The sequence below is a fragment of the Variovorax sp. LARHSF232 genome (genome assembly GCF_052871435.1).
On sequence record NZ_JBIXJS010000002.1, the window covers coordinates 476046 to 494605 of the forward strand.

Below are 18560 nucleotides of genomic sequence, written 5' to 3' on the forward strand. Positions count from 1 at the left end.
TATCCAATTGCCGCCGGCCGGTAGCACGAACAACAAGAACATGAAGAAACCGGTGCCCACGGACGCGGGTGGCGTCCATTCGAGGGTGAACTTGTGAGCACCTCCTGTCCCAATTGCGGCGCGCCGCGCGAGGCGAGCCACCGCTTTTGCCCGAGCTGCGGCGCCCGCCTGGACGCCCAGCGTGAACTCAAGCAGGTCACGGTGCTGCTGGCCGACCTGTGCGGGTCCACCGAGCAGGTGGTGCGCACCGACGCCGAGGGCGGCCAGGCCTACCTGGATCAGGCCTTGCGCCTGATGTCCGAGGCCGTCGCCGTCTATGGCGGCACCCAGGTCCAATGGCGGGGCGACGAGTTGCTGGCCCTGTTCGGTGCGCCGGTGGCGCAAGAGGACCATGCGCTGCGCGCCTGCCTGGCCGCCATCGCCATGCTGGACGCGATGAAGACCCAAAGCGCGCGGCAGGCGCCGATGACGGTGCGCATCGGCATCGATTCGGGCGAGGTCATCGCCGGCCCGGGCAGCGGCGAAGCGTCGGGCAGCTACCGGGTGGATGGCGCGCCGGTGCACCTGGCCTCCAGGCTGGAAAAGCTGGCGCCGCCGGCCAGTGCGTATCTCAGCGGCAACACCCAGCAGTTGGTGAGCGGCCAGATCGACACGCGGGCGCTCGGCCCGCGCACCTTGCGCGGCTTCGGCGTGCCGGTCGAAATTCACGAGCTCGTCGGCGGCCTGCAGGATTCCGCGGCCGCGCCGCTGGCGCGCCGGCGCTTTCTCGGGCCGCTGGTCGGTCGCGCCGCGGCCCTGGATGCGCTGGCGCAGGTGGCCGACGACGTCTGCGGCGCCGGGCTGCGCGGCGTCGGTGTGCGCGGCGACGCCGGCATCGGCAAGTCGCGCCTCTTGGCCGAGCTGTCCATCCGGCTGGCGGGCCGCGGCTTCACCACGGTCTCGGTGGCGGCACGCAGCTACGCCAGCCAGGCGCCCTACAGCCTGGTGGCCGACATCGTTCGTGCCTTGCAGGCCAGCTCCGGCGGCACCATCGAGCTGCCGCCCGAAGCCAGCGGCGACCCGCAGGGCGCCGAGCTGCATGCCGCTGCACTGGCCGACCTGCTGGGCAACGGCGACCCGGTCGATGCCTGGCGCGTGCTGACGCCGACGCAACGCCGCGAATACCTGGCCCACACCTTTGTCGCCCTGGTTCGGGCCTGCATGGGCGGCGCGCCGATGCTGCTGCTGGTGGAAGACGTTTTCCTGGCCGACCAGAGCAGCGTGCGCCTGCTGGAATCGCTGCCACGCCGCCTGCAGGAGCTGCCCCTGCTGATCCTGATGAGCTACCGGCCGGACTTCAGCCATCGCTGGACCGATGCGCCCTGGTTCGTCGAGCACCAGGTCGGTCCGCTGACGCCGGCCGACCTGTCCAGCCTGGCCGACGAGCTGCTGGGCACCGATGCCAGCCTGCAGGACATCCGCACCACCCTGCTCGAGCGGGCCGGTGGCAATCCGCTGTTCCTGGAACAGATGGTCATGACCCTGGTGGATGGCGGCAGCCTGCTGGGCTCGCCGGGCGCCTACCACCGCGCGCCGGCCGAGATGCTGCTGCGCGTTCCGGCCTCGATCCAGACCATCATCGGCGCCCGCGTCGACCGCCTGCCCGAAGGCGTCAAGGCCAGCCTGGAAGCGGCCGCCATCATCGGCGAGCCGATCGATGCCGCCATGGTGGCCGCGGTGCGCGAGATCTCCAAGACGGAAGCCGAGCGCCACCTGCGCCACGCCATGTCCGGCGGCCTGGTGGCCGCGGCCCAGGGGCCGGCGGGCGCCTATGCCTTCCGCCACGGCCTGGTGCAGGAGTCGGTGCTTGCCAGCCTCACGCGCTCGCGCCGGCGGCAACTGCACCGCGCCGCCTTCGAGGCCTACCTGGGCCGCGCCGGCGAGCAGGTGTCGACCGATGCCGCGGTGCTGGCGCACCATGCCTTTCATGGCGAGCAGTGGCAGGCCGCCGCCGAACGTGCACTGCGCGCCATGGCGCGCTCCATCGAACGCTCGGAAAACAAGGACGCGCTGCGCGTGTTCGAGCTGGGCCTGGACGCGGCGCGCCGGGTCGAGGATGAATCGGCCATGCTGTCTTGCGAGCTGGCGCTGCGCGTCGAGGCGCTGGGCGCCCAGATGGCGCTGGGCCAGTTCGACGCCATCGTCGCCAACCTGCAGCGGGCCGAGAGCATCACCCTGGCCCTGGGCGACACCCGGCGCCAGGCGGCGGTGTCGCTGCAGCTGGCCGTCACCCTGTGGGCCTGCGGCAGCTACCAGCAGGGCCTGACGGTGGCCACCCAGGCCGGCAAGGCGGCCGAGGCATCCGGCAGCCGCAGCCTGCACATGGCGGCCATGCAGGCGCGCATGATGCTGCACCACGCGCTGGGCCGCTATGTGGAAGCCTCCGAGGACGCGGTGGAGGTGGCGCGCGAATTCGCCGTCGAGCTGCAGGCCCGGCGCCTGTTCCCCGGCTGGGCGGTGATGGCCTCCACCAACCTGCACGCGTTCATCGTCGACATCATGACCCTGCGCGGCGACCTGGCGGCGGCGCAGGCGGCCTGCGATGCCGGCTATGCCGAGCTGGAAGAGCAGGACCATCCCTTCTCGCGCGTGCTGCTCGATTTCTCCAGGGGCGAGCTGCTGCTGGCGCAGAACCGGCCGGCCGAGGCGGCCACCCTGCTGCAGAAGGCGCTGGAGCTGTGCCGGGTGCACGAGGTGTCGAACATGTACCCGGCCATCCTGGCCCACCTGGGCGGCGCGCTGGCGCAAAGCGGCCAGGCGCAGGAAGCGCTGGCGCTGCTGGAGCCGGCGGTGGCGCAGAAGCTGTCGCGCGCCGGTGGGCGCTACAACGAGTACTACTTCCCCTACTTCCTGGCCATCGCCCTGCAGGAAGCCGGCCGCACCGACGAAGCACTGGCAGCCGCGCGCCAGGCCTGCGACGCCGCGGCCTCCTTCCAGCAGCGCGGCCACGAGGCGCGCGCCTTGCTGCTCTTGGCCACGCTGGAGCAGCGCAAGGGCCGCACGCGCGATTCGCAGGAGCATCTGGCCGAGGCCAAGGCGCTGGCCAAGGCGTGCGGCATGGAAGGTTTCTCGGACCAGGCGACGGTGCTTCAACACCATGCGTGAGCGCTGTCCGGCTCGCGCCCTGCGCTCGCTCGGCTACCGGGGCGTGAGCGCCGCCATCCACCAGCCGCGGCTGCTGCGATTCATCGCCTGGATCGCGCAGAAGCAGCCCTGGTTCGGCCACCTGCTCAAGGCCGCCGCCTCGCGTGCGGACGTGGTGAATGCCTTCGAGCGCCCGCTGGCCTTTTCCAGCACCTCGCACCGGCCCAACCTGGTCGCGGGCGACTTCATCATGGGCATGGAGTCCGGCGCCCGCCACACGGCGGAGCGCCGGCTGCTCGAGGCGCAGTTTCCACAGCCGGAAGCCTTCGGGCAGTTCGCGACAGAGGCGGCGCGCACGCGCATCGACGCCCTGCGCGAAGGCCCGGTGCGCGTGTTCGACCTGATCGACGACTACATGGTGCCGCTGGCCTGGCACGCCATCAGCGGCGCCTTTGGCGCCAAGCTGCCGCCGTTGCCGCCCGGCGATTCGATGCTGATGAACCTGCGCTACCTCGGCGCGCACCTGATCGTCGGCCCGGTGGCGACCGAGGCGGTGCAGCAGCGCGCCCGCGACAGTGCGGCAGAAGTCAACGCCTGGGTGCGCTCGCACATCGAGCCCTTGCGCGAGGCCTGGAGCGTCGACGGCATGACGCCCAGCCGCGAGGAAGTGGCGCGCAACGTGGTCGGCATGCTGTGGGTGGGACATCCGGCCACGGCCCAGAGCGGCGCGCTCATCATGCAGGAGCTGCTGGCGCGCCGCGGCGAGCCGCGGGTGAAGGACTTCATGGCGCGCGTGCTGGCGCACGACGACCCCTGGAGCGACGCGCAGTTGCATGGCGAGGCCAAGGGCCATGTGCTGGAAGCGCTGCGCCTGCGCCCGCCCTTTCCCATCCTCACGCGCGACGTGCGGCGCGACACGCTGGTGGGCGTCGACGGCAGCGGCAGCATCGACGGCGGCACCCGCCTCACGGTGATGGGCATCGGCGCCATGTCCGACCCGGCCGCCATGCGCGACCCGCAGGTCTATCGACCCGGACGCAAGTTCGTCGACGAGCGCGACCGCTACCTGATGTTCGGCTGGGGCGCGCGCCAGTGCCCGGGGCGCGACCCGGTGGTCGAGATCCTGGCCAGCGCGCTGCTGGGCCTGCTGCGCCTGCCGGATGTCGCCTGGGCCGATCCCTGGTGGCGCCGGATGCAGTTCGACGGCCCGATCATCCGGTCGATGCGACTTCGCTTTCGCCACTGAGAGGCCCGCCCGTGTCGATCAAACAGATGATCTGCTTCGTCACGCCGGACGCGCCCACCCGGATCGCGCCCTCCGTGACGCGCCGCGTGGACGGCATGTGCGAGGCCATCGGCCGCATCCATTTCGCCACCCTGGCGCTGCTGCCGCCCGCGCCCGGCGCCTCAGCGCTGGCGCCGCCTTCGCTGATGCTCGAGATCGTGGTCGACGAGGACCTGCTGCTGCCGGACCTGGTCGACCGGATGCTGGACTGTGCCTTCGCCCCTCTGTGGCAGCTCTACAAGGCCAACTGGGACGGCCCCGCGCAGGCCGACCCGGGCACCAAGCGCACCTGGCTGCGCGCCTTCCTGCTGCGCTGGGCCTACGTGGCCGACGGCGGCTTTGTCGGCGCGCGCGACCGCACGGTGGCGCAGGTGAGGGCCGAGGAAGAACTGTTCCAGGAAGCCAGGGCGCACCTGCATGGCGTGCCGCGTGCGCAGCGCCCCAAGGACGCGCGCAGCCTGGCCGAGCACATGGTGGCCTGGGCCCAGAGCCACGGCTTCGGCTGGATCGCCAATCCGGCGCCGCGCTCGCGCTGGCGCAAGGGGCCGGATTTCGGCCTTGGCGACTGGCTGGCGCTGTTGATGAAGCTGGTGCTGCCTTTCCTGGCGCTGCTGGGCTTTCTCTACGCACTGGGCTGGGCCACGCTCTTGTCGGCGAAGCTGCCGCATCTGCTGGGCTTGCCGCTGCCGCGCGACGCGTCCACGGCCGTGGTGCTGGCTGCCATGACGCTGCTGCTGGCGCTGGTGCCGCTGCTGGCGGCTCTGCTCACCGGCGGCGGCGTCGTGGCGCTCGCCGCCTTGTTCGTCGGCTACTCGGTGGTGGCGGTGAAGATTCTCATCTCGGGCTCCATCGATGCCTTCGGCATGGGCAGCTTCCTGTGGCCGAGCTGCTCGGTCAACCAGGGCTTGCTGGGCTCGGCCGGCGTGGCGGCCTTCGCTTGCATGGCGGGGTTCATCGCGCTGATCCCGGTGCTCGTCAAGCTTCGCGCGCCGCCGTTCTTTCCGATGCTGGCGGTAGGGGGCGGCATGGTCGTGGCGGTGTGCCTGTCCCTGGCCTTCAGCCAGGCCATGTTTGGCGCCATCGAGGCGCATGCCGCCTGCGTCGAGCAGGACTGGGTGCTGACGCGCGATGCCGCGCCGCTGACCCGGCTGGCCTGGGCGCTGGCCGCCCTGTTGCTGGTGGCTGGCGTCTCGGCCTTGATGCTGGTGTTCGCCACCCGCTGGGCGCCGTACCTGCTGAGCCAGTCCGACCGCTGGGACAAGCCCGGACCGCTACCGCACCTGCCGGCACACCAGGTGCACCCCAGCATCCAGGAATGCGAGGCCCGGCTGTCGGCGCGTACCAGCCACATGATCAGCCTGACGGAGATCCGGCGGCCCTACGTCCTCCATCGCACCTGGCTGCGCTTCTGGCTGTGGTTCTTCAGCGTGCTGGGTGAATACGTGTTCACCGAAGGCGTCCTGGGCAGTGCGCACGGCATCAAGTTCGGCCACTGGCACATCATCGACCGCGGGCGCCGGCTGCTTTTCTGCAGCAACTTCGACAGCGCCTTCGGCGGTTACCTGGACGAGTTCATCCAGGGCGCGACCGAGGGCGTCAACCTGATCTGGCGCCGCAGCGAACTGCTGCCGCGCGCCGAGGCGCGCTCGGACCAGCCGGCTGTCGTCCATCCGCGCGACTTTCCGCCGACCTTCCTGGGCATCTATGGCGGCTGCAAGGCCGAGCAGGCCTTCAAGGCCTACACCCGCGCCAGCATGCTGCCGCACCTGCACCGCTACGAGGCCTACTGCCGGTCGAACCAGGATATCGAGCGCGCCACCCGGCTGCGCGACGCGCTGCGCGGCACGCGCAGCGCACTGAAGGACGATCAGATCGCGAGGGCATTGGAATCATGAGGATGACGCCGAAAAAGCAGGACCAAGTGCTGGAAACCTTCAGACAGGGCTTCGATGACATCCCGGCCATCGTCGGCACCGGCCTGCCTCAGCTGCGGCGCGCGCGCTACCTGTTGATCCATGTGGACGATGCGCAGGCGGCCCGCCGCTGGCTCGCCGGGCTGCTGGCCAGCGACGTGGTGCACAGCCTGGCACGCGTGCGCGCCAAGGGCGCACCGAAAAAGGCCAAGCGCAGCGGCCCCATCCAGAAGCCGTCGCGCGACGTGACGCAGACCGCCACCGTGGCCTTCAGCCATCGCGGCCTGCAGGCGCTGGGGCTGAAGGAAGATACGAACTTTCCCTTTCCCACCGCCTTTCGCGCCGGTGGCGCCAGCCCCTTGCGCAAACAGTTGCTCGGCGATGCGCAGCAGCCGGCCTGGCAGTGGGGCGACGTCGATGCAGAAGGCGAGCTCTTTGAGGCGCACATCTTCGTTGCGCACTACTGGAGCGAACAAGAAGGGGTCGCGCCCCTGGCGCTGCTCGACCCGGCCCGCCTGCCGGCCGGCCTGCGCGCGCTCAGCGTCGCCAGCTGCCCCAGCTACATCGCGGCGCCGGAGTCGGCCAGCCCGGCGGTGTACGAGCCTTTCGGCTTTCGCGACGGCATCGGCCAGCCGGTGCTCGACGGCATGGGCCTGTCCAGCGCCGAAGTGGCGGCCAGGAAGGCTTCGGGCCAGCTCTTTGAAGACCGCATGATCCAGCCGGGCGAATTCGTGCTGGGACAGATCAACGAATATGGCGAGCGCGCCTATTGCCCCAATGTGGAAGGCTGGCCGCGTGAGGCGTCGCCCGAATCGGGCTTCGGGCGCAACGGCACCTACCTGGCCGTGCGGCAGATCGAGCAGCACGTGGCCGTGTTCTCGAAATTCACCGCCGGCCACGAGGTGCCGATGCTGGCCGACATGATGGTCGGCCGCCGCAAGCCGGACCCGTCAACGCCCCAGGAGGCCGGCTATTCGGTGCTGGACAGCGCCCGGCCGCCTTCGGAGATCGACGCCTTCCGCTACCTGGCGCTGGATGCCAACGGCTTCGAATGCCCGCGCGGCGCCCATGCCCGGCGCGCCAATCCGCGCGATGCACTGGCGCTCGGCGTGAAGGCCGGCATTGCCAGCTCCAAGCTGCATCGCCTGCTGCGCCGCGGCCGCGTCTATGGCGAGGGTTGTTCGCAGGGCGGCAATGCCCTGGCCTGCGCCGGTCATCCGGAAGGCCGCGCCGGCGACACGCCATGTGGCCGCGGCCTGATGTTCGTGGCGCTCAACACCGACTTCGAGCGCCAGTTCGAGTTTGTGCAAAGAAGCTGGATCGCCGGATCGCGCTTCGGCGACCTGGGCGACGAGCAGGATCCCTTGCTGGGCACCGACCCGGGCCGCGCTTTCAGCGTGCAGGGCTGTCCGGTGGGCGAACGCATCACCGGCTTGCCCCGCTTCACCACGGTGCTGGGCGGGGGCTACTTCTTTGCGCCGAGCCTGACGGCGCTGAACTGGCTGGCGAAGGACGAAAAGACGGCGCCGCTCGCCTAGGGCCTGTTGACTGGCCCTGATCGCCTTATTTGCTGCTGCCGTCCAGCTTGGCCAGGGTCTGGCCGCGCGCATCCAGCAGGATCAGCTCGCTGCCGGCAATGCTGTAGCTGGTGGTGTTCGCCAAGGCGGCCATGAAGCGGGTTTCGAGCTGGCCGCGCGAGGCGTCCTGGCAGGCCATGCGGGTGGACACCATCGGCCCGATCTTGAGCGAGGCGCCGCTGCGCTGGTAGCTGCCCGAGATGCGGTTGCAGCCGCCCGAGCCGCTCACGCGCTGGGCGCTGCGGTCGAACACGATCTGCACGGCCTGGCGCGGGTCGTCGCTGGGGATCACCGGTTGCGCGTCGATGCTGGCCAGGCGCCAGGTGCGCGACTCGATCGGCTGGTCCAGGCTCACGCTGCTGCAACCCGTAGCGGCAAAGGCCAGGAGAAAGGGCAGAGCCGTCCGGCCGAAGGCAAGGCGCGCGAGGAAGTGCATGGCAAGGTCCTTAGTCCCGAATCCTGGGGCGCCATGGTAGCCGCTGGCACCGCGCGCACGTTGACGCTGTTAGCTCAGCACAACACTGCTCAGGCGCCGGCGATAGGTGGCCACGGTAGGGTCGTCGGGCGGGATCTGACCATCGGCGACCTTGGGCTTGGGGGGCTCGATGATCTCCAGGATGGCGATGTAGGTCTTGCGCGCCAGCTCTTCGTTCCAGCCCTTGTCGCGCATCAGGATCTCGAGCAGCTCGTCCATGGCGTCGGTCCAGCGCTGCTGGGCCATCAAGAGCTGGGCGCGGCCGAAGCGGGCGTCGAAGTCGCGCTTGGCGGCGGCAATCTTGGCGTCGAAGTCGGCCAGCTGCGGCGCGCTGCCGGTGGGCGGGGCGGCGAAATCGAGCGCGTTCATCCAGCGCTGCAGGGCATCCAGGCGGCGCACCGCCGGCGCCTTGGCGATCACTGGGGCGAAGGCCACCTTGGCATCGTCCAGCCGGCCTTCCTGCAAAAGCAGCTTGATGTAGTCGAAGCGCGTATCGTCGTTGGCCGGATCGGTGGCCACCGCGTGCTGCAGCTTTTCCAGTGCGCCCTCGGTATCGCCTTCGGCCAGCGCGGCGCTGGCTTCCTCTTCCTGCTGCGCGGCTTCCAGCTCGTCGACGCCGGGCACGTGCTTGTCCAGGAACTGGCGGATCTGCTCGGCCGGAATGGCGCCGACAAAGCCGTCGACCGGCTGGCCGCCCGAGAACAGCACGCAAAAGGGGATGCTGCGCACGCCGAACATCTGCGACAGCTGCTGCGAGATCTGCGGCACCTTGTCGGCATCCAGCTTGGCCAGGGTGAAGCGGCCGTCGTATTCGATTTCCAGCTTTTCCAGCACCGGACCGAGCTGCTTGCAGGGGCCGCACCATTCGGCCCAAATGTCCAGCAGCACCGGCTGCGCCATGGAGGCATCGATCAGATCGGCCTGGAAATTGTCGAGGGTGATGTCAATCATGCGAAATGCAGCTGGGGGCGAAACGTAAAATTCAAACCATGAACCAAATGATTCAGGTCGGCGTCGTGATGGGCTCGAACTCCGATTGGGAGACGATGCGCCACGCGGTCGAGATTCTCCAGCAATTCGGCATCGCCCACGAGGCAAGGGTGGTGTCGGCCCACCGCATGCCCGACGAATTGTTTGCCTACGCCCAAAGCGCCGCCCCGCGCGGGCTGGCGGCCATCATCGCCGGCGCCGGCGGCGCAGCCCACCTGCCCGGCATGCTGGCGTCCAAGACCACCGTGCCGGTGCTGGGCGTGCCGGTGGCGAGCCGCCACTTGCAGGGCGTGGATTCGCTCTACAGCATCGTGCAGATGCCCAAGGGCGTGCCGGTCGCCACCTTCGCCATCGGCAACGCCGGCGCGGCCAACGCGGCGCTGTTTGCCGTGGCCATGCTGGCATCGGGCAACCCGGCCCTGCGCGCCCAGCTCGATGCCTTCCGCGCCCGCCAGACCGAGGCGGCGCGTTCCATGACCTTGCCGCCGCCCGCCGAGGGGGATGCGCCGGTGTCGCCCTTCACGCCCCAGGGCGGAGGTGCGCTGTGAGCATGCTCGCCCAACCCTTGTTGCCCGGCGCCACCCTGGGCGTGATGGGCGGCGGCCAGTTGGGCCGCATGTTCGTGCACGCGGCCCAGCAGGCCGGCTATTTCACGGCCGTGCTCGACCCCGACGCCGACAGCCCGGCGGGCCGGGTCAGCCATCATCACGTGCATGCGGACTACCTGGACAGCGACGGCCTGGCCCGCCTGTCGCGCCTGGCCGACGCCATCACCACCGAATTCGAGAACGTGCCGGCGCGTGCCCTGGCTTCGCTGGCCGGCGACCGTCCGGTGGCGCCCGGCGCCGAGGCGGTGTCCATCGCCCAGGACCGCATCCGCGAAAAGGCGCATTTCATGCGCTGCGGCGTGGCCTGCGCGCCCTATGCCGTGATCGAGACGGCCGACCAACTGACCGCGGTGGGCGACGACCTGCTGCCCGGCATCCTCAAGACCGCCAGCCTGGGCTATGACGGCAAGGGCCAGCAGAACGTGGCCAGCCGCTCCGACCTGGGCGCCGCCTGGGCCGCCACCGGCCAGGTGCCTTGCGTGCTGGAAAAGCGCCTGGATCTGGATTTCGAGTGCTCGGTGATCGTCGCGCGCGGCCACGATGGCGCGGCCGTGCATTTCAAGGCGCAGCGCAACCTGCACCGCGCCGGCATCCTGGCGGTGACCGAGGCGCACGACGAAGCCCTGCCGCCGGAAGCGGCGCAGCGCGCCATCGACGCCGCATTGGCCATCGCCGATGGGCTGAACTACGTCGGCGTGCTGTGCGTCGAGTTCTTCGTGCTGAAGGACGGTTCTCTGGTGGTCAACGAGATGGCGCCGCGTCCGCACAACAGCGGCCACTACACCATCGACGCCTGCGACCTGTCGCAGTTCGACCTGCAGGTGCGCACCCTGGCCGGCCTGCCGCTGGTGGCGCCGCGCCAGCACAGCCCGGCCATCATGCTCAACCTCCTGGGCGAGCTGTGGCTGGCCCGCGGCGCCAAGCCGATGGAGCCGGACTGGGCCGCCGTGCTGGCCCTGCCGGGCACCCAGCTGCATCTTTACGGCAAGATGGAGGCGCGGCCGGGGCGCAAGATGGGCCACCTCAACATCACCGGCGCCAGCGTGGCCGAGGTGCGCACCACCGCCCAGCAGGCGGCCGCGCTGCTCGGCCTGCCTTCGCCCCTAGCCGCATGATCCTGGACGGACATTTGGCAGAGGCCATCGAGCAGGCCGCGCAGGCCCTGCGCGCCGGCAAGCTGGTCGCCTTCCCCACCGAGACCGTCTACGGCCTGGGCGCCGACGCGGGCAACGACGCCGCGGTGGCCGGCATCTTCGAAGCCAAGGGCCGCCCCAGCAACCACCCGCTGATCGTGCACGTGTGCGCCGGCGCCAAGGGCGACGAGGCGCTGTCGCGCTTTGCCCTGCCGCTGCCCGATTTCGCGATGAAGCTGGTGCATGCCTTCTGGCCCGGCCCGCTGACCCTGATCGCGCCGCGCCAGGCCGGCGTGGCAACGGCCGCGGCCGGCGGGCAGGACACCATCGGCTTGCGCTGCCCCTCGCATCCGGTGGCCCAGGCCCTGCTGGTCGCCTGCGCCGAGCATGGCGTGGCCGGCCTGGCCGGGCCCAGCGCCAACCGCTTCGGCCGAGTCAGCCCGACCACGGCGGCGCATGTGCAGGGCGAGTTCGGCGACGAGCTGCTCATCATCGACGGCGGGCCTTGCGAAGTGGGCATCGAATCGACCATCGTCGACTGCAGCCGCGGCGTGCCGGTGCTGCTGCGCCCGGGCCTCATCACCCGCGCGCAGATCGAGGCCGCCTGCGGCGAGAAGCTGCGCGATCGCAACGACCTGTCGGCGCCAGATCCGCGCGCCTCCGGCACCCTGGAAGCGCACTACGCGCCCAGCGCCAAGCTGCGGCTGATGGATGCCAAGGCAATCCAGACCGCGCTGGACGTGCTCGGCCCCGATGCGGCCCACATCGCCGTGTGGTCGCGCACGGAGCTGAAGAGCCGTTCTGCGCGCGTGCTGGTCAAGCGCATGCCGCAGGACGCCGCCGCCGCCGCGCAGCTGCTGTTTGCGGTGCTGCGCGATTTCGACGCGCAGGGCGTCAGGCTGATCTGGGTCGAGACCCCGCCCGACACCCACGAATGGGAAGGCGTGCGCGACCGGCTGCAGCGGGCCGCCGCTTCCTGAGCCGCGGCTGAACCCGCAGCGGCATCGTCATGCCGCCTCTGCGTGCCTCTCTGGCGCGAACAGCTTGCGGCCAATCGTGCCCGCGGCCTCCAGATGGCCGCTCAAGTCCTGCGTTTCCGATGGGAGAAGGAGCTCGGACGTGACGACGTGAGCACCGCAGTAATCGAAGATGCCGCGATCGATCTGCGTCTTCATGGCGCCGAAATAGCCGTGCCGCGCATAGGTGCGCAGACCGGCGCCGCCGATGGCGACCAGGTGGACCCGCAGGTGCCGAAGCCTCTTCACCAACGTGCCGTCAGGGCCTTCGTCATAGGCCCAGCCGTTGGTGAACACGCGGTCGACCCAGCCCTTGAGGAGCCCGGGCATCGACCACCAGTAGACGGGATAGACCAGTACCAGCGCGTCGGCCCGATCGATTCGCGCCTGTTCGGCGCGAACGTCGGCCGGCGGCGGCGCCTGCTTCAGATGGACGGCGATGTCGGCCGTGCCGAACCTCGGATCGAAGCCTTCCGCTGCGAGATCCGCCATTTCGAAGGAATGGCCGGGGCCGGACAGCGACACCCCGTTGGCAAGCTGCGCGGCGACGCCGTGGCTGAGCGACTCGGGGTTCGGATGTGCGACAACGATGAGGGCGTGCATGTCAAAGGACTCCTGTTGGATCGGTTGCGGGCTGAGGTATATACTTTTGGTAAGTTACCTTTGGTACATTAACCATGTCGGGCACAGGAGAAAGAACGCGGCAGCGCATGACGCGGCAGGATCGGCATCGCCAGCTGCTGGACGCCGCATGGCGGCTGGTGCGGCAAGAAGGCGCGCAGGCCCTGACGCTCGGGCGCCTGGCCGAGCAGGCGGGCGTGACCAAGCCCGTCGTCTACGACCAGTTCGGCACGCGCACCGGCCTGCTCGCCGCGCTCTACCAGGAGTTCGACGCGCGCCAGACCGCGCGCATGGAATCCGCGCTCGCGGCGAGCGCGCCGAGCCTGGCGGACCGGGCCGCGGTTATCGCATCTGCTTACGTCGACTGCGTGCTGGCCCAGGGGCGCGAGGCATCCGGCGTGATCGCCGCCTTGGGCGCTACGCCGGAGCTGGACAAGGTCAAGCGCGAGTGCGAAGCGATTTTCATGGACCTCTGTCGCGGCGCCCTCGCGCCCTTTGCCGCGGCGGGCGTGATTGCGCCCGCGGCGCTGCGCGCCATGCTCGGCGCCGCCGAAGCACTCTCCAACGCCGCCGTGGCCGGAGAGCTCACGGTCGGGCAGGCGAAAGACGAGCTCTTTGAAACCATCATCGCCATGATGGGCAGGGCCGCGCGGCCTGCCGGCAGGGCAGCACGCTAATCCTGCGCCGTCCAGTCCACCAGCGCGTCGAAGGCTGCGCGCGCCGCCGCGGCGTTGCCATGGTTGGCGATGGCCACCAGCACATAGCGCCGGCCGCTGGCGCCGTCCACGTAGCCGGCCAGGCCGGCCACCCCGTATTCGGGCATGGTGCCCGACTTCAGGTGCGCCGCCGCGCCCGAGCGCAGCTGGCGCCGGCGCAGGGTGCCGTCCACGCCGACGATGGGCAGCGAGGCCATCAGTTCCGGCATCACCGGCGAGCGCCAGGCCACCTGCAGCATGCGCGCGAGGCCGGCGGCCGTGACGCGGCCCTCCATCGACAGGCCCGAGCCGTTGTCGATCACCGGCTGGCCCTCGCCGGTGCCGATGCGCTCGTTCCACCATTGGCGCAGCGCGGCGCGGGCGGCGGGGAAGGTGCCGCGGCGCTTCTGCGTCAGGCCCAGCGTCAGGAACAGCTGGTCGGCCATCACGTTGTTGCTGTACTTGTTGATGTCGCGCACCACCTCGGCCAGCGGCGGCGACTGCATCTCGAAGGCCGGCGCCAGGCCGGCCGGCACCCGTCCTTCGCGCGCCGTACCCAGCAGCTGGCCGCCCATCTGCGCCCACAGGCCGGCGATGGCGCGCTCGGCGAAGCGCTCCGGCTCGGGATAGGCCAGGGTCCAGCTGCCTTCGCCGCAGGCCGCCGGATAGCTGCCTTCGAACTGGAAGCGGGCTGGCAGGAACTCGGCGCGCAGTTGCGAGCGCCAGTCGCCGCAGCTGCCGCCGTTGGCCGCCAGCGGCACGGCGGACGGCAGCGCCACGCCGGCCAGGGGCGGCTCCAGGCTGACGCGCGCCGTCTGGCTGGCCGTGTCGGGCGTGAAGGTCATGACCGCCGACTTGTAGTTGACCAGCAGCGCATCGGCGCCCGCGTTGTAGGCCTTGAGCGGCCGGCCGTCGAAGGCCCCGGGGTCGTGCTCGCCGGGATCGAAGGCGCTGCGGTCCAGCACGATGTCGCCGTTGATGCGCTGGATGCCCAGCGCCTGCACCCGGCGCAGCAGCAGCCACAGGCGCTCGATCACCAGCTTGGGGTCGCCCCGGCCCTCGATGTAGAGGTTGCCTTCCAGCGTGCCCCCGCGCACCGCGCCTTCCACGTAGACCGGGGTCGACCAGGTGTAGGCCGGCCCCAGCAGATCCAGCCCCGCATAGGTGGTGACGAGCTTCATCACCGAGGCCGGGTTCACAGGCTCCTGGCTGCGCCAGGCCAGCCGCGGCGGCTGCAGGCCACCGACCTCGGCCACCAGCATGGTGACGGCGTCGCGCGGCACCTTGGCGCGCACCAGCGCGGCATCGACCGCGTGCGGCAGGGCGTTCTGCGCGGCAGCCAGGCAGGCGCAGAAGACAAGGGAAAGGGATGCGGCCACGCGGCGCGCAGCAGAGGGAAAGGCCGTGGGCATGCCCCGAATTATCCGGGCCTGGATAATCTGGCAGATGTCTTCCCCCGCCGCTTCGCCCGCCACGCCCCCTCGTTTTTCTCCCCGGGCAGTGGGCATCGGGGCAGCTGTGGTCACGGTCACGGTGTGGACGGCCTTCATCGTCATCGCCCGCGCCTCCGCCGGGCGCTCGCTGACGCCCTTCGACATCACCTTCGCCCGCATCCTGGGCGCCAGCCTGGTGCTGCTGCCCTGGGGCGCCTGGCTGGTGCTGCGGGCTCGACGCAGCGGCGATGCGGCGGCCGGCTCGCTGTTCGGGTTGTCGCCCTTGCCGCTGCGCATCACGGCCATCATCGGCGTGCTGGGCGGCGTGGCCTACGCAATGCTGGCTTATGCCGGCTTCTTCTTTGCGCCGGCGGCCCATGCCTCGGTGCTGATGCCTGGCAGCCTGCCCTTCTGGACCGCCTTGCTGGCCGCCTGGGTGCTGCGCGACCGCATCACGCCGCTGCGCGCCGTCGGCCTGGGCCTGATCGTGGCCGGCGACCTGCTGGTGGGCGGGCGCAGCCTGCTGCATGCCTTCGACGAAGGCAGCGAGATGTGGAAGGGCGACCTGCTGTTCATGAGCGCGGCCTTCTGCTGGGCTTGCTACAGCGTGGTGGCGCGGCGCAACGGGCTGGATGCGGTGCGCGCCACCATCGCGCTCACCGTGTTCGCCTTCATGACCTACGTGCCGGTGTATGGACTGCTCGCGGCCCTGGGCTGGATCAACTCGCACATCGGCACTGCGCCATGGGGCGAGTTCGCCTTCCAGATGCTGTTCCAGGGCGTGGGCTCGGTGGTGATCTCGGGCATCAGCTTCACCCGCATGATCCAGCACTTCGGCCCGGTGCGCTCCACCATGATCACGGCGCTGGTGCCCGGCCTGTCGGCCCTGGGCGCGGTGATCTTCCTGGGGGAGCCGCTGTACTGGAGCCTGATCGCCGGCCTGCTGCTGGTGACCGCCGGCATCCTGTTCGGCGTGCAGCGCGTTGCCGCCGCCAAGCCGCTGGCGGCACCGCGCCAGGCCTGCGACGCATGATGTCCTCGCCGCGTCTTCTGGCCTTTGACACCAGCACCGAATCGATGTCGGTGGCGGTACGCCATGGCGATGCCGTGCTCGAGCGCAGCAGCGCCGGCGGCGCCCAGGCCTCGGCCACGCTGATTCCCTTGATCCAGGCCTTGCTGGCCGAGGCCGGCCTGAAGTTGCGTGAGCTTGACGCCATTGCCTTCGGCCGCGGGCCCGGCTCCTTCACCGGCCTGCGCACCGCCTGCTCGGTGGCGCAGGGCCTGGGTTTCGGCGCCGGCGTGCCGCTGCTGCCGATCGACACCCTGCAGGCAGTGGCCGAAGACGCGCGGCAGCGTTTTGGCGCGCAGCAGGTGCTGGCGCTGCTGGATGCGCGCATGGACCAGGTCTACTGCGCCGCCTACGACTTCGACGGCGACCCGGCAGCCGCGGCCGAGCCGCAACTGCTGGCCCCCGAACAGGTGATCGTGCCGCCTGGCTTCGTGCTGGCTGGCAATGCCTTCGGGGCCTACGGCGAGCGCCTGCCGGCAGCCGCCGCGCGCCATCTCGTGCTGCCATCGGCCGCCGCCATGCTGCGGCTGGCGCCCACCCTGTTGTCGGCAGGCCGCACCGTGGCACCGGCCGACGCCTGGCCGCTCTACGTTCGCGATAAAGTGGCACAGACCACGGCCGAGCGTGCCGCAGCCAAGCAACTTCCACCCTGACATGACCCCCACGCTCATCACTTCGTGTATCGCTGCCCCCCGAGGGGGCTCAACGCCCTTCGGGCGGCCGGGCGGGCGTTGACATGAGCGCGGTCCTTCATTCTTTCGAAGCCCGACTCGAGCCCATGGCGCCCGAGTGGGTCGACGCGGTGTGCGCCGTCGAGCAGCGTGCCTATACCCACCCGTGGACGCGCGGCAACTTCATCGATTCGCTGGCCGTGGGCTACCACTGCCAGATGCTGGTGGCCGGCCACGACCTGCTGGGCTACTTCGTCGCCATGAAGGGCGTGGACGAGGTGCACCTGCTCAACATCACCGTGGCGCCCGAATACCAGCGCCAGGGCTGGGCGCCGCTGATGCTGCAGGCGCTCGGCGGTTGGGCGCGGGCCCAGGGCGCGCTGTGGCTGTGGCTGGAAGTGCGCGCGAGCAACCAGCGCGCCATCGACGTCTATGCCCGCAACGGCTTTCGGCGCGTCGGCGTGCGCAAGGGCTACTACCCGGCTTTCGACAACAAGCGAGAAGACGCCATCGTCATGAGCCTGCGGCTGGACGAAAGCGACACGGCCTGGGGTGGCCTGAAGTGAGCGAGACCGTGACCGAGAAGACCGAAGCGCAACACCAGCAACAGCGCGCCGTGCTGCAGCTCGACGCCCGCCGGCGCGAGATGCTGGAGCTCATGGGCGTGCGCCTCTGGTGGCCCGAGGCCAAGGCCGCCCGGCCGCAGCCCGCGGCCCAGGCCGAGCCGGAAACGCCGCCGCTGCACCGTGAAGCACCGCCGGCGGTCGCCCCCCGGCCCGAGCCGCTGCCACGCATGGCGGCGCCTGCCTCCCGCGCACCTGCCGCGTTGATGCCCGGCGGCGAGGCGCTGCTGGCCGACGCGCCGCAACTCGTGTACGGCCAGGCCGGCCCCGGTGGCTGGCTGATCGTGGCCGATCTCGCGCCCGACATGTTCGGCAGCTATGCGCAAGCGCTGGCTGGCGACGAAGGCCGGCTGTTGGCCAACATGCTGCGCGCCCTGCAGCTCGATGCAGGCACCGCGCCGGTGTACTTGCTGCGTGTCCACCGCGGCAGCGTGCAGCCCGGCGAAGGCATGCCGCGGCCCTTGGAAGAGGTGCTGGCGCCGCAATGCACGCCGCTGGCGCCGCGCGTGGTGCTGGCACTGGGCCCGCACGCGGCGCAAGCCCTGCTGCAGCGCGCAGGCCCGATCGGCAAGCTGCGCGGCGAAGCCCTGACCTTGCCCGAAGAAGGCCCGTTGGCCGGCACGCCGGCGCTGGCCAGCTACCCGCTGGCCTATTTGCTGCGCAACGGCGCCGACAAGGCCAAGGCCTGGGCCGACCTGTGCCTGGCGGCCTCGCTCTTCGAGCGCTGATCCGTGCTCAGGCGGCAGCGCCTGGGGCTGCGGCGAGTCCGCGCAGGGCCTTGTCTCAGAAGCTCAGGCTCGCCGCCCCAGCCTTGAGTCGCTCATGCATTGCGCTGGCGCCCTGGATGGTGACGCCCTCGATGAAGTCTTCCTGGGTGTAGCCGCGCGTCTTGACGCAAGGTGGGCAGGCCCAGATCGTGCCGCCGCGGGCGACGAAGTCCTCGATCAGGGCCTTGAGCGGTTCGAGCGGTGGCACATGCGTCATGTCGACCCCCTTGCGGCGAACCAGGTCAACGGCCGAACTGACGAGGAATGCGTAGACCTTCATTCCCGAGGTGATCCCGCCGCAGGCAATGGTGAAGGCGACGGACGAGAGTTCATGATCGGTTCCGCGGGTCAGCATCACGACCAGTTCGCGGGTGTCCTGAACGTTTTGCTCCGACATAGATGTGCTCCGGTTGGTTGAACATGGACCGGCGGAACCGGCGAGCGGCAGTCTGATTCGATCCGAGTCCTGCCGCCATTCCTCCTTTGACATAGACACCCCTGCACTTGATGAATCGGCACGAGTCGAGGCGTCAACAAGGGCTGCCCGAATAAAATCGCACC

The 18560-nt window shown here is 70.3% G+C and carries 17 protein-coding genes; 12 read left to right on the forward strand and 5 right to left on the reverse strand.

The window, feature by feature from the left end:
- Positions 1-93 precede the first annotated feature (93 nt).
- The 4 genes from ACIPRI_RS07650 to ACIPRI_RS07665 are packed head-to-tail and all read left to right on the forward strand — an operon-like array spanning position 94 to position 7859.
- Positions 94-3144, forward strand: coding sequence for an ATP-binding protein (locus tag ACIPRI_RS07650; protein ID WP_446620819.1), 3051 nt, complete (start codon positions 94-96; stop codon positions 3142-3144).
- Positions 3137-4369: a cytochrome P450 gene (locus ACIPRI_RS07655; protein WP_446620820.1), complete on the forward strand. Its 1233-nt coding sequence runs from the start codon at positions 3137-3139 to the stop codon at positions 4367-4369. Before ACIPRI_RS07650 ends, ACIPRI_RS07655 begins: the two co-directional genes overlap by 8 nt.
- Before the next feature lie 11 nt (positions 4370-4380).
- Positions 4381-6303, forward strand: a complete 1923-nt coding sequence (locus tag ACIPRI_RS07660) for a hypothetical protein (RefSeq protein WP_446620821.1) — start codon at positions 4381-4383, stop codon at positions 6301-6303.
- A gap of 2 nt (positions 6304-6305) precedes the next feature.
- Positions 6306-7859 (forward strand): Dyp-type peroxidase, encoded by a 1554-nt coding sequence (locus tag ACIPRI_RS07665; RefSeq protein WP_446620822.1) that lies wholly within the window; start codon positions 6306-6308, stop codon positions 7857-7859.
- Between the two features lie 25 nt (positions 7860-7884).
- Here ACIPRI_RS07665 and ACIPRI_RS07670 read toward each other — a convergent pair whose 3' ends face one another.
- On the reverse strand, positions 7885-8334 hold the full coding sequence (locus tag ACIPRI_RS07670) for an META domain-containing protein (RefSeq protein ID WP_446620823.1): 450 nt from the start codon (positions 8332-8334) through the stop codon (positions 7885-7887).
- Positions 8335-8403: 69 nt separating this feature from the next.
- Positions 8404-9324 carry a tetratricopeptide repeat protein gene (locus tag ACIPRI_RS07675; RefSeq protein ID WP_446620824.1) on the reverse strand — a complete coding sequence of 307 codons (921 nt, stop codon included), beginning with the start codon at positions 9322-9324 and terminating at the stop codon, positions 8404-8406.
- A 38-nt stretch (positions 9325-9362) separates the two neighbouring features.
- On the opposite strand from ACIPRI_RS07675, the gene purE reads away from it, so the two are divergent.
- From purE to ACIPRI_RS07690, 3 genes are read left to right on the forward strand one after another with little or no spacing between them, the layout of a single operon-like run.
- Positions 9363-9911, forward strand: a complete 549-nt coding sequence (gene purE / locus ACIPRI_RS07680) for a 5-(carboxyamino)imidazole ribonucleotide mutase (protein ID WP_446620825.1) — start codon at positions 9363-9365, stop codon at positions 9909-9911.
- Between the two features lie 2 nt (positions 9912-9913).
- Entirely contained in the window at positions 9914-11086 is a 1173-nt protein-coding gene (locus tag ACIPRI_RS07685; RefSeq protein ID WP_446620826.1) for a 5-(carboxyamino)imidazole ribonucleotide synthase, read from the forward strand.
- Positions 11083-12084 (forward strand): L-threonylcarbamoyladenylate synthase, encoded by a 1002-nt coding sequence (locus ACIPRI_RS07690; RefSeq protein ID WP_446620827.1) that lies wholly within the window; start codon positions 11083-11085, stop codon positions 12082-12084. The genes ACIPRI_RS07685 and ACIPRI_RS07690 overlap by 4 nt, the downstream gene beginning before the upstream one ends.
- 27 nt (positions 12085-12111) lie before the next feature.
- On the opposite strand, the gene ACIPRI_RS07695 is transcribed toward ACIPRI_RS07690, so the two are convergent.
- The gene (locus ACIPRI_RS07695; RefSeq protein ID WP_446620828.1) at positions 12112-12723 is read right to left on the reverse strand and encodes an NAD(P)H-dependent oxidoreductase; all 612 of its coding nucleotides are present in this window, start codon (positions 12721-12723) and stop codon (positions 12112-12114) included.
- Positions 12724-12830: 107 nt separating this feature from the next.
- Here ACIPRI_RS07695 and ACIPRI_RS07700 point away from each other — a divergent pair, with 107 nt between their 5' ends.
- Positions 12831-13418, forward strand: a complete 588-nt coding sequence (locus ACIPRI_RS07700; RefSeq protein WP_446620829.1) for a TetR/AcrR family transcriptional regulator — start codon at positions 12831-12833, stop codon at positions 13416-13418.
- Here the strand turns inward: ACIPRI_RS07700 and dacB are convergent.
- A complete protein-coding gene (dacB, locus tag ACIPRI_RS07705; protein WP_446620830.1) occupies positions 13415-14848 on the reverse strand; it encodes a D-alanyl-D-alanine carboxypeptidase/D-alanyl-D-alanine endopeptidase in 1434 nt (477 codons plus the stop codon). The genes ACIPRI_RS07700 and dacB overlap by 4 nt on opposite strands.
- A gap of 34 nt (positions 14849-14882) precedes the next feature.
- Between dacB and ACIPRI_RS07710 the strand changes: the two genes are divergently transcribed.
- The 4 genes from ACIPRI_RS07710 to ACIPRI_RS07725 all read left to right on the forward strand — a co-directional run bounded on the left by ACIPRI_RS07710 (position 14883) and on the right by ACIPRI_RS07725 (position 17960).
- A complete protein-coding gene (locus tag ACIPRI_RS07710) occupies positions 14883-15902 on the forward strand; it encodes a DMT family transporter (protein WP_446620831.1) in 1020 nt (339 codons plus the stop codon).
- Positions 15899-16591 (forward strand): tRNA (adenosine(37)-N6)-threonylcarbamoyltransferase complex dimerization subunit type 1 TsaB, encoded by a 693-nt coding sequence (tsaB, locus tag ACIPRI_RS07715; protein ID WP_446620832.1) that lies wholly within the window; start codon positions 15899-15901, stop codon positions 16589-16591. Before ACIPRI_RS07710 ends, tsaB begins: the two co-directional genes overlap by 4 nt.
- An 83-nt stretch (positions 16592-16674) precedes the next feature.
- On the forward strand, positions 16675-17175 hold the full coding sequence (gene rimI, locus ACIPRI_RS07720; RefSeq protein WP_446620833.1) for a ribosomal protein S18-alanine N-acetyltransferase: 501 nt from the start codon (positions 16675-16677) through the stop codon (positions 17173-17175).
- Between the two features lie 8 nt (positions 17176-17183).
- Positions 17184-17960, forward strand: a complete 777-nt coding sequence (locus tag ACIPRI_RS07725; protein WP_446620834.1) for a uracil-DNA glycosylase family protein — start codon at positions 17184-17186, stop codon at positions 17958-17960.
- Between the two features lie 55 nt (positions 17961-18015).
- Here the strand turns inward: ACIPRI_RS07725 and ACIPRI_RS07730 are convergent, their stop codons facing one another.
- The gene (locus ACIPRI_RS07730; protein WP_446620835.1) at positions 18016-18396 is read right to left on the reverse strand and encodes a DsrE family protein; all 381 of its coding nucleotides are present in this window, start codon (positions 18394-18396) and stop codon (positions 18016-18018) included.
- Between the last annotated feature and the right edge of the window lie 164 nt (positions 18397-18560).